The organism is Zobellella taiwanensis, from assembly GCF_003012795.1.
Lineage (GTDB): Bacteria > Pseudomonadota > Gammaproteobacteria > Enterobacterales > Aeromonadaceae > Oceanimonas > Oceanimonas taiwanensis.
Genome location: NZ_PXYH01000038.1, coordinates 1 through 11,644 on the forward strand (window position 1 = coordinate 1; position 11,644 = coordinate 11,644).

The following is an 11,644-nucleotide window of genomic DNA, read 5'->3' on the forward strand; positions in this document are numbered from 1 at the left end:
CTTTGAGCGGGAGTTGGCGTAAGCCCGGCGTCTGGGGTTGGCCGGAGTTCGCGCTGCGCGCGAAATGCAGGCGGGCCGCCTGCGCTCCGTTTTGGTTGTGCTTTCGGCGCGGTGCTTGCTGGTTGGGCCGTGGGCGGCTTCGTTTGGGTTGCGGGGGAGGGTTGCGGACCGTTAGTATTGGCCGGCTTTTGTGTTTAAAGGAATGCTCAGATGGAAGTGCAAGCGGTACTGCTGGCGTTAATTCAAGGATTTACCGAGTTTTTGCCTATTTCCAGTTCGGCGCATCTTATTTTGCCGTCGGTGTTGCTGGGCTGGCGGGATCAGGGCATGGCGTTTGATGTGGCGGTACACCTGGGCAGTTTACTGGCGGTGTTGCATTATTTTCGGGCCGAGGTGCGAAATATGGCACGGGCTTGGTGGCGGTCGTTGTTTGGCGGCGGCCATTGTGCCGAGTCGCGTTTGGCCTGGGGTATTGTGCTGGCAACGGTGCCGGCGTGCGTGGTGGGGTTGTTATTGGGCGACCTGATCGCGGCGTATTTGCGCTCCGGCTGGGTGATTGCGTTTGCAACGGTGGTGTTTGGGCTATTGCTGTGGTGGGCCGACCGCCGGGCGGCGCAGGTAAAAAGTGAATATCAAACCGGTTGGCGCGCAGCCTTGATGTTGGGCTGTGCCCAGGCTCTGGCCTTGATCCCGGGAACTTCCCGCAGTGGTATTACCCTTACCGCCGGCTTAATGCTGGGGCTTACCCGCCAGGCCGCGGCGCGCTATTCGTTTTTAATGTCCATTCCCATTATTTTTTTGGCCGGCAGCCATCAGGCGCGGGATTTGCTGGCTTCGCCGTCGGTGATGTCCTGGTCGGCCATTGGCGTTGGGGTGTTGGTGTCGTTTGCCAGTGCCTTGGCGTGCATACATGTGTTTTTGGCGCTGCTTAACCGTATTGGCGTGCTGCCTTTTGTGCTCTATCGGCTGGGGCTGGGTGCGGTGTTGGTGACGGTGTTGTTGTTCGCCTAGTCTTCCAGCGGCTCCAAAAAGCTGTAGCCTACGCCCCGCAAGGCGCGCAGTGGGGCTTCTTTGCCGGTGATGCCGGCAATTTTTTTGCGTAACCGGCTAATAATGGCTTCCAGCCGGCGCTCGTCATAGGTTATCCAATCGCCGCCCAGGGCCTCGATAAGTTCTTTGCGGCTGGCCTGGTGGCTGGGGGCTTGCTGCAGGGCGGCGATAATGGCGGCTTCGGCGGTGGTAAGTTCCAGCGCCAGGCCCTGGGGACTGTGCAGCTGTAGCTGGCGGGAAGCAAAGCGCCAGGTGGCGGGTTGTTTGCTGCCCAGCCGGCGTGCCAGGGTGCGTACTATGGTGATCAGTTCGTCAAATTCCACCGGTTTGGTCAGGTAGTAGTCGGCACCGGCTTCATGGCCGGCAATGCGGTTTTTTATGCCGGCACGCGCGGTGAGCATCACCAGGCCCAGTTGGGGGTGAGACTGGCGCAAGCGGCAGGCAATGGCCAGGCCATCTTCGCCCGGCAGGCCCAAGTCCAGCACTACAATGTGCGGGCGAAAGTGCTCCAGCAGGGTGTTCAGCTCTTTTCCGTGCTGGCCGGCGGCTACGTTAAAGCCGGCATGGGACAGGTGAAAGCAAAGGTCGTCCAGCAGGTCGGCGTTGTCGTCAACAACTGCTATTCGTGTCATGAGTGTATGCATCTTTGTTATTGGTTTGTGGCAATGTTAACTGAAAACAGGCACCACTACCATGAACGGGCAGCACTTCAAGTTGGCCCTGGTGCAGGTGGGCAATACGCCGGCTGATGTAAAGCCCCAGGCCACTACCTTCCACATCTCTTCTTGCATTTCCCCGCACGTAGCGTTCAAAAACAATCTCTTTTAATGATTCTTCTATGCCTGGCCCTGTGTCTTGCACGGTCATGAGCACGTTTTGTTTGTTGCAGCCGGCGGTGAGCTGAATTGGGCTGCCGGCGGGTGTGTAACGCAAGGCGTTGGAAAGCAGGTTGCCCACGCAAATGCTGAGCAAAATGGGGTCCGCGTTCAGGTGCAGGCCAGGGGGGCAGTGTAGGTGTATCCGGTGTTCTGCACTGTGATTGGCAATCAATTCCTGGCAAAAGCGTTGTAGTCGGATGGGGGTGTGATTGGGTTGCAGGGTACCGTTGTCCAGCCGTTCGTAGTGCAGCAGTTGGTTGATCAGGTTGTCTATTCGCGCCACTCCCCGGCGGATACGGTGATAGCGCTTGGTTTCTTCTTCCTGGGGATGGGGATTCAGTTTGGCCAGGGATTGAACGGCACCGTCTATCATGCCGAGCGGGGTTTTCAGCTCGTGCGACAGCATGTCGGCCAGGTAGGCGTGCTCGCGCCGGATGCGTTGTTCTTTTTCCCGCTCCAGCTCGGCCAGCCGGGCACGCTGTTCGGCTTCTTTTTGTTTGTCCAAGACCTCCCGGATTCGTTTTATCAGGATAAAACCGAACACCAGCATGCTGAGGATGTTGCCCAGTTGTGGCCCGTGCAACACCCAGATATTGCCCGGCAGCCAGCCCAGCAGGGCCAGGATGGCTGAGAGTATGCCGAACAAAAACAGGGTATGCCCCAGGATCAGCGCCTTGGATTCGGTTTTATGGTAGTAGCACAACCAAATGCTGCGCAGCAGGGCGGCGATGGCCATGATGGTAACCACCAGGTGCACTTCACCGGCGACTTCGTTGTAAATGTCAATAAAGGGGGAAAATGCGGCCAGCAGGGTCAGCCAGAAGGTGGCCCTGAATAAAATCCACAGCGCCAGGTTGCGCTGGGTAATGCCGAGCAGTTTTTGGTAGAACAGGGCGTTGGTGGCACACCCCACCATGGAGAAAAAGGGAGTCCAATGGTTGCCTATCCAGGCCTGGTGGGGGAACAAATGGTTGGCAATAAACCCGTTGAGCCCCAGCATAAACATCAGTGCCATGGCCATGTTAATTAGATACAGGCGATGCACGGTGTCATAGCGCCAGGCGCCCTGTAGCATGATGATGATAAAAATCAGGAAAAAAGCGCCGTAATAAAAGCCGAACAGGCCGTATTCCAGTTGCTTTACCTGGGCAAACCGCTCGGGCTGCCACAGCTGGGCAATTAGTACCGAGCTGCTGCTGGTTTGTAGCCGAAGATAGAGTTCGTTGCCCTGCCAGTTGTCCAGCCGGAATACGCTGCCTCGGTAGGGCAGGTCTTTGCTGCTTTGGGGGTAGTTATCGCCGCCTTTTTTGGCTATCCAGCCGTGCCGGGTTGGCACATAAAGGGTGATGTCGTCCAGGTAGGGCGGCTGTATTTCCAGCCACAGTTCCTGGTTGGCAACCTGTTCCTGGGGATAGGTCAATTTAAACCAGTAGATGCTTCTGCTGTAGCCGCCGGAAAAAGCATGATCCAGAAGGGTGAATTGTGCCGCCAGTGCCGGGCTGGTGAGGGTTTCAATGGTGTATTGGCCAAGTTCGTCCTTTAACACTGCAATCTGGCTGGGGGATATTGCCGTGCCGCCCCATGCCGGCATCAGGTAAAAGTAAATTAGAAAAATAAAATATTTGTGGTGTCTGGATGGCTGCAGTTCCATTGGCCGGGCCCGGTTTTGGTGGCAAAACGGGCACACCATAGCAGGAAGTTCGGGGGGATTCAGCTGATTACTGGGTGGGTGAGGGCGGAAGAGGCTTTTCCTGCCCAATGTCAGCAAACGTCAGGTTTCGACGCGGGTTTTCTGCTAAAAATTCACGGATATGTTGGATTATGCCGTCTCCCCAGAGCCTCTGTATAAAAAGGATTACACCATGCTCAGGAAAACCCTGGTTGCCGTTTCTTTGGCCGCTGTGCTCAGTGGTTGTGCTGTTACCCCTCAAGCAATTGATTTTAAAGATATTGCCTCTACTGCTGATGCGGATGTCAACCTGCTTGCCGAGGAGCAGGAGCAAGTGATGGGCACCATTACCCTGGATGAAGCCATTGCGCGCGCGGTAAGAAACAACCGGGACAAGAAACTCAAGGCGCTGGAAAGCGCCCTGGCCCAAGGGCAGATTGAGCTGGTTCAGCACGAAATGCTGCCCAGTCTCACCGCTTCGGCGGGATATTCCGAGCGTAGTAACTATGCCGCCTCTTCCAGTGTGACCTTTGAAAATGGTGAGCCTAGCCCGCTGTCCGATCCCACTTATTCGGTGTCGCAGGAAAAAGTGCGCACCACTGCCGATATTGCCTTTACCTGGAACGTGCTGGATTTTGGCCTTTCCTATGTGCGCGCCAAACAGCATGCGGACCGTTATTTGATTACCCGCGAGCGGGAGCGCAAGGTGGCGCACAATATTTCCCAGGAGGTGCGCGCGGCATACTGGCGGGCGGTGTCGGCCGACCGTTTGCTGAAAAAGATTGCCCCGTTGTCGGAGCAGGCGGCCGCGGCGCTGGAGGATTCACGCCGGGTTGAGGATCTGCGCCTGCGTTCGCCGCTTGAGGCACTGTATTACCAGCGCGAGTTGCTGGACATTTTGCGTTCGCTGCAGTCGCTGCGCCAGGATTTGATGAACTCCAAAACCGAGCTGGCTTCGCTGATGGGGTTAAAGCCTGGCACCGAGTTTGATTTGTGGGATGTGCAGTCGCCCCGTTTTGAGGTGCCCGAACTGGCGCTGGATGTGGCGCAAATGGAAGAGCTGGCACTGCAGCACCGCCCAGAACTGCTCGAAACCCATTATCAAAAACGGATTTCCGCCGCCGAAACCCGTGCCGCCCTGCTCGACTTGCTGCCGGGTATCAGCCTGACCGCTGGCGCCTACACCGACAGCAACGATTATTTGCTGAACCAGGACTGGACCAGTGTGGGCGCGCAAATCAGCTGGAATTTGTTTGATGTGTTCCGCCTGGGGGCCGAGCGGCGCATGGCCAAAACCCGCGAGGCACTGGCCGAAGAGCAACGCCTGGCTACCTCCATGGCGGTGCTGACCCAGGTGCATTTGTCGACCATTCGTTATCAGCAGGCGGTGCAGAGCTTTGAGCTGGCCGACCGTTACCTGGACGTGGCTTCCCGGATTAATGATCAAACGGTGAATAACGCACGGCTTGAGCGTTCTTCGGAGCTGGATTTGATCCGTGAGTCGCTTAATACCCTGCTGGCCGAGTTGCGCCGTGACGTGGCTTATGCGGATGTGCAAAACAGTTACGGCCGTATTTACACCACCATTGGCATGGATTTGGTGCCTCAGGATTATGCCGGCGAGAGTCTGCCTTCCCTGACCCGCCAGATTTCGGAGCGGTTTGAGCAGTGGCAGCGTGGCGAGCTGGTTTCTGGTGTGCAGGCGGAGCCGGCCGGCACCGAGCCGGCCGATGCCGCTGGTTCCGTGGATAAGGTGGGCTGATGCGCACCGTGCTTGCCGGTTTGATGCTGTTGGGTGCGTCTACTCCGGCCCTGGCCGAGTTTGAGGCCAGGGCGGTGCTCAAAGCGCCGGATCGGGCGGTGTTGTCGGGTGAACTGGCGGCCCGGGTCAAGGATGTTCCGTTTCGTGCCGGCGACAGCTTTAGCAAGGGCGATGTGCTGGTGGCGCTGGATTGCGATTTGTACCAGGCCCAGCAGGAGAAGGTGGCTGCCGAACACAAGGCGGCCGGGGTTAAGCTGGAAAATGCCCGCCAGCTGAATGAATTGCGCTCCATCGGTAGCTTGGACGTGGCGCTGGCCCAGTCGGAGTTTGCACAAACCCAGGCAGAGCTGCGCATTGCGCGGCTGAATACGGCGCGCTGTGTGATTAAGGCTCCCTGGAATGGCCAGGTGGTGGCGGTGTTGGTGAATGAGCACGAGAACATTCGCCAGCAGCAGGAGTTGATTGAGGTGGTGGGCAACAGCCGGCTGGAAGCCGAGGTGGTGGTGTCGTCTTCCTGGCTGAGTTGGCTCAAACCGGGGCAACCCCTGCGGTTGACCATTGATGAAACCGGGGCGGTGGCCGAGGCCAGTGTGGTAGGGGTGACTCCGGCCATCGATGCGGTGAGCCAGACGGTACTGTTAAGGGCGGCGTTGTCCGAAGATGCCGGGTTAGTTCCGGGCATGAGCGCCACGGCGGTTTTTCCGCGTTAAGCAAAATCAGGTAGTGCATTCACGGCCGGGGCCGGGTGCCTTCAAAGGGAAAGGATTATGAAAAAGCATATGTCTCCTCAACAGCATCAGGCGCTGTTTCGTCGCAAGCCGCTGATCACGGCCCTGGAGCCCCGTATTTTGCTGGACGGTGCCGCTGTGGCAACGGCCGTGGAAATGACTACCGATGTGGCGTTTCAGGAAAGCGCCGCCCATAACGCGCCGGCTGAAGAGGCGGTGCATTTTGATGCCCCGGCACCGGTGCAGGCCGAGCCGGCGGGCCAGCGCCGCGAGCTGGCGTTTGTTGATGCGTCGGTAGAGGGCTATCAGTCTTTGGTGGATGGCCTGGGTGATGGGATTGAGGTCATTTTGCTGGATGGCAACGGCAATGGCCTGGAGCAAATGGTGGCGGCGCTGCAGGGACAAAGCGGCCTTGATGCCATTCATGTGTTTTCGCACGGCAGTGTGGGCGAGCTGACCCTGGGCTCGTTTACCCTTAACAACAGCAACCTGGCCGCCCAGGAGGAGCTGCTCTCTGCCCTGGGTGAGTCGCTTACCGAAAGCGGTGATCTGATGCTGTATGGCTGCTATGTGGGCGCCAACAGCGAGGGCCGTGATTTTATTGATGCCATTGCCGGGCTGACCGGCGCCGATGTAGCCGCCTCCGAAGATTTGACCGGCGCCGCCGGCCTGGGCGGTGACTGGACGCTGGAGGTGGAAAGCGGGGTTATTGAAGCGGCATCCTTGGCCATCGCCGACTACGAGGCCCTGCTGGGGGGCAGCGACACTAATGACGCCCCTATCTTCGGGGCTGAAACGTCCAATACCCAGGTGTCGGTATTCAGTTATCCCAACCTCAATGGCACTGACGCCAACCCTGGCTCCGGGAATGAAAATGCCAACCTGGCCAGCATTATTCAGTGGGTGATCAACCAGGGTGGCGACTATACCCTGGATACGTCCATCCAAAACTTTACCGATGCGGACTTCGCCAAAAAGCTTTACTCCAGCGGTTTCTTTTTTATGACCGACATGGAAAGCCGCGATCCCGCCAATCAGGACTTTTTGCCCGACAGCGCCCAAACCACCCTTCGCAACTGGGTGGACGAGGGCGGCGTGATCATGATGACCGGCACCGGTGGCCCCAAAGATACTACTTTCCTGAACAATATTTTTGGCTGGGATCTGACCACCCAGTCCGGCTCAAGCTGGAGCCTGAATACCGCCAATGCCGCCGGCACTCCCTTTGAGGGCGGCCCGGCCAGCTTGAGTAACCTCAGTGCCACGGATGCCATTGGCCGGGGCACGGTGGAAGGCTTTACCGCCATTTACGGTACCGACGCCAACGCCACGGTGGCGGTGATCCGTTACGGTGGCGGCACCGTGATTTTCCTAGGGTATGACTATTATAACGCCGGTATTGCCGGCACCGGTTTTACCGACACCGCCACCCAATATGGCCAGGATGTGAGCAACGGCTCGCAAAACACCAACAACTGGGTGCGGGAGATTATTCCCCGCGCGCTGCAGTATTCCGCCAATTTGTCGTCCAATAAGGATTTGTTTGCCACTGGCGATTCGCTGACCACCGAGGGCGGCATTATCGTGAGCGATGCCGACCCGGCGGATTCGGTTATGGTCTCGGTGAGTGGGGTTTCGGTGACTCACCTTGGCGCGGATGAGGCTCCGTTGGCCACCACCTTCACCCCCGACCAGCTGGCGGCCATCCAGGCCATGTTGTCGCTGGGTGAGCAGCCGGTGATCAGCAGCGGCAGCACAACGGGGGAAGTTAACTGGACCTTTGATTCGGGAGGTGAGCATTTCGGGTTTGTCGGCGCCGGTGAAACCCTGGTGCTGACCTATCAGCTGGTGGCGGACGATGGCAAGGGCGGCGTAACCAGCCGTGATCTGGTGCTTACGGTAAAAGGTATTAACGACGCCCCCACCCTGAGCGTGGAGAACGCTGCGCCCATGCTGGAAGTGGCGGGCGATTCCAGTACCCAGGCCCTGGAAAGCAGCGGTGTGATCAGCTTTAACGATGCGGATATTGCCGATACCGTTAGCATCACCCATGCCGCCAATAACGACATGGTCTGGAGCGGCGGCACCCTGGATGCCGGTTTGGCTTCGGCGCTGGCCGGTGGCTTTAGTATTCCGGCCACCACCCATGGCGCCTCTGGCGGTGTCAACTGGAGCTACAACCTGCCGGCGGTGGATCTGGACTTTTTGGCTGCCGGCGAGACCATTACCTTCAGCTATACCGTGACCGCCACCGACAGCCAGGGCGCTACCGCCGAACAGGTGGTGAGCTTTACCATTGAAGGCAGCAACGACGCGCCTGTTTTTGCGCCGCTCGACCCCAATACCCAGGTGTCGGTGTTTAGTTACCCCAACCTCAATGGCACTGACGCCAACCCTGGCTCCGGTAATGAAAATGCCAACCTGGCCAGCATTATCCAGTGGGTGATCAACCAGGGTGGCGACTATACCCTGGATACCTCCATCCAAAACTTTACCGATGCGGACTTTGCCGACAAGCTCAATGCCAGCGGTTTCTTCTTTATGACCGATATGGAAAGCGGCAATTCCGGCAGCCAGGACTTTTTGCCCGACAGTGCCCAAACCACCCTTCGCAACTGGGTGAACGATGGCGGTGTGATCATGATGACCGGCACCGGTGGCCCCAAAGATACTACTTTCCTGAACAATATTTTTGGCTGGGATCTCACCACGCAAGGTGGTTCAAGCTGGAGTTTGAATACCGCCAATGCCGTGGGTACCCCCTTTGAAGGCGGCCCGGCCAGCTTGAGTAACCTCAGTGCCACGGATGCCATTGGCCGGGGCACGGTGGAAGGCTTTACCGCCATTTACGGCACGGATGATAACGCCACGGTGGCGGTGATCCGTTACGGTGGCGGCACCGTGATTTTCCTGGGGTATGATTATTATAACGCCGGTATTGCCGGCACCGGCTTTACCGATACCGCCACCCAATATGGCCAGGATGTGAGCAACGGCTCGCAAAATACCAACGACTGGGTGCGGGAGATTATTCCCCGCGCGCTGCAGTATTCCGCCAGCCTGGCTTCCAATACCGAGCTGTTTGCTGGAGGCGATACGCTGATCACCGAGGGCAACGTGGTAGTGAGCGATGCCGACCAGGCCGATACGGTATCGGTTTCGGTGGGCGGGGTTTCGGTGGCGCACCTTGGCGCGGATGAGGCTCCGTTGGCCACCACCTTCACTCCCGACCAACTGGCGGCCTTGCAGGCCATGCTGTCGCTGGGTGAGCAGCCGGTAATCACCAGCGGCAGCACAACGGGCGAGCTGGACTGGATCTTCAATTCGGGGGATGAGCACTTTGAATTTGTGGGCGCCGGCGAAACCCTGGTGCTCACCTATCAGCTGGTGGCGGACGATGGCAAGGGCGGCGTAACCAGCCGTGACCTGGTGCTTACGGTAAAAGGCATTAACGACGCCCCCACCCTGAGCGTGGAGAACGCTGCGCCCATGCTGGAAGTGGCGGGCGATTCCAGTACCCAGGCCCTGGAAAGCAGCGGTGTGATCAGCTTTAACGATGCGGATATTGCCGATACCGTTAGCATCACCCATGCCGCCAATAACGACATGGTCTGGAGCGGCGGCACCCTGGATGCCGGTTTGGCTTCGGCGCTGGCCGGTGGCTTTAGTATTCCGGCCACCACCCATGGCGCCTCTGGCGGTGTCAACTGGAGCTACAACCTGCCGGCGGTGGATCTGGACTTTTTGGCTGCCGGCGAGACCATTACCTTCAGCTATACCGTCACCGCCACCGACAGCCAGGGCGCTACCGCCGAACAGGTGGTGAGCTTTACCATTGAAGGCAGCAACGACGCGCCTGTTTTTGCGCCGCTCGACCCCAATACCCAGGTGTCGGTGTTTAGTTACCCCAACCTCAATGGCACTGACGCCAACCCTGGCTCCGGGAATGAAAATGCCAACCTGGCCAGCATTATCCAGTGGGTGATCAACCAGGGTGGCGACTATACCCTGGATACCTCCATCCAAAACTTTACCGATGCGGACTTTGCCGACAAGCTCAATGCCAGCGGTTTCTTCTTTATGACCGATATGGAAAGCGGCAATCCCGGCAGCCAGGACTTTTTGCCCGACAGTGCCCAAACCACCCTTCGCAACTGGGTGAACGATGGCGGCGTGATCATGATGACCGGCACCGGTGGCCCCAAAGATACTACTTTCCTGAACAATATTTTTGGCTGGGATCTGACCACCCAGTCCGGCTCAAGCTGGAGTTTGAATACCGCCAATGCCGTGGGTACCCCCTTTGAAGGCGGCCCGGCCAGCTTGAGTAACCTCAGTGCCACGGATGCCATTGGCCGGGGCACGGTGGAAGGCTTTACCGCCATTTACGGCACGGATGATAACGCCACGGTGGCGGTGATCCGTTACGGTGGCGGCACCGTGATTTTCCTGGGGTATGATTATTATAACGCCGGTATTGCCGGCACCGGCTTTACCGATACCGCCACCCAATATGGCCAGGATGTGAGCAACGGCTCGCAAAATACCAACGACTGGGTGCGGGAGATTATTCCCCGCGCGCTGCAGTATTCCGCCAGCCTGGCTTCCAATACCGAGCTGTTTGCTGGAGGCGATACGCTGATCACCGAGGGCAACGTGGTAGTGAGCGATGCCGACCAGGCCGATACGGTATCGGTTTCGGTGGGCGGGGTTTCGGTGGCGCACCTTGGCGCGGATGAGGCTCCGTTGGCCACCACCTTCACTCCCGACCAACTGGCGGCCTTGCAGGCCATGCTGTCGCTGGGTGAGCAGCCGGTAATCACCAGCGGCAGCACAACGGGCGAGCTGGACTGGATCTTCAATTCGGGGGATGAGCACTTTGAATTTGTGGGCGTCGGCGAAACCCTGGTGCTCACCTATCAGCTGGTGGCGGACGATGGCAACGGCGGCGTAACCAGCCGTGACCTGGTGCTTACGGTAAAAGGCATTAACGACGCGCCCACCCTGAGCGTAGAGGCTTCAGCGCCGATACTGGAAGTGGCGGGCGACTCCAGTGCCCAGGACTTGCGCGGCACTGGCCTGGTGAGTTTTGGGGATCTGGATGATAACGACACCGTCAGCCTGAGCGTTGTTGGCAATAACGACATGGTCTGGAGCGGCGGCAGCCTGAGCCCCGAGCTGGCGGCTCAATTGCTGGGCGGCTTTAGCATCCCGGCCACGGTCAACGCGGCGGCACCGGGCGGCACCAGCTGGAGCTACGCGGTGGATAACGTCGACCTGGACTTTTTGGCGGCGGGCGAGACCATCACCTTCAGCTATACCGTGACCGCCACCGACAGCCAGGGCGCCACCGCCAGTGAGGTGGTGAGCTTTACCCTGATCGGCAGCAACGACGCGCCCACCCTGAGCGTGGTGGATGCGGCGCCGATACTGGAAGTGGCGGGCGATTCCAGTGCCCAGGACTTGCGCGGCACTGGCCTGGTGAGTTTTGGGGATCTGGATGATAACGACACCGTCAGCCTGAGCGTTGTTGGCAATAACGACATGGTCTGGAGCG

General features: G+C 58.6%; 6 protein-coding genes. 4 read left to right on the forward strand and 2 right to left on the reverse strand.

Going from position 1 to position 11,644, the window contains the following annotated elements:
- Nucleotides 1–210 precede the first annotated feature (210 nt).
- A complete protein-coding gene (locus tag C7I36_RS16720; RefSeq protein WP_106454814.1) occupies nucleotides 211–1,011 on the forward strand; it encodes an undecaprenyl-diphosphate phosphatase in 801 nt (266 codons plus the stop codon).
- Here C7I36_RS16720 and C7I36_RS16725 read toward each other — a convergent pair.
- Both C7I36_RS16725 and C7I36_RS16730 read right to left on the reverse strand, forming a co-directional pair.
- Nucleotides 1,008–1,682: a response regulator transcription factor gene (locus tag C7I36_RS16725; protein WP_181256425.1), complete on the reverse strand. Its 675-nt coding sequence runs from the start codon at nucleotides 1,680–1,682 to the stop codon at nucleotides 1,008–1,010. The two genes, C7I36_RS16720 and C7I36_RS16725, sit on opposite strands and share 4 nt — an antisense overlap.
- On the reverse strand, nucleotides 1,660–3,474 hold the full coding sequence (locus tag C7I36_RS16730) for a sensor histidine kinase (protein WP_181256426.1): 1,815 nt from the start codon (nucleotides 3,472–3,474) through the stop codon (nucleotides 1,660–1,662). The genes C7I36_RS16725 and C7I36_RS16730 overlap by 23 nt, the downstream gene beginning before the upstream one ends.
- 460 nt (nucleotides 3,475–3,934) lie before the next feature.
- Here C7I36_RS16730 and C7I36_RS16735 point away from each other — a divergent pair, with 460 nt between their 5' ends.
- From C7I36_RS16735 to C7I36_RS16745, 3 genes are all read left to right on the forward strand, one after another.
- Complete coding sequence (locus C7I36_RS16735; protein WP_245880154.1) at nucleotides 3,935–5,359, forward strand: TolC family protein; 1,425 nt, start codon at nucleotides 3,935–3,937, stop codon at nucleotides 5,357–5,359.
- Nucleotides 5,359–6,069, forward strand: coding sequence for an efflux RND transporter periplasmic adaptor subunit (locus C7I36_RS16740; RefSeq protein ID WP_106454818.1), 711 nt, complete (start codon nucleotides 5,359–5,361; stop codon nucleotides 6,067–6,069). Before C7I36_RS16735 ends, C7I36_RS16740 begins: the two co-directional genes overlap by 1 nt.
- A 57-nt stretch (nucleotides 6,070–6,126) precedes the next feature.
- Nucleotides 6,127–11,644 (forward strand): DUF4347 domain-containing protein (locus C7I36_RS16745; protein ID WP_146137355.1); only part of this gene is annotated, 5,518 nt, incomplete at its 3' end.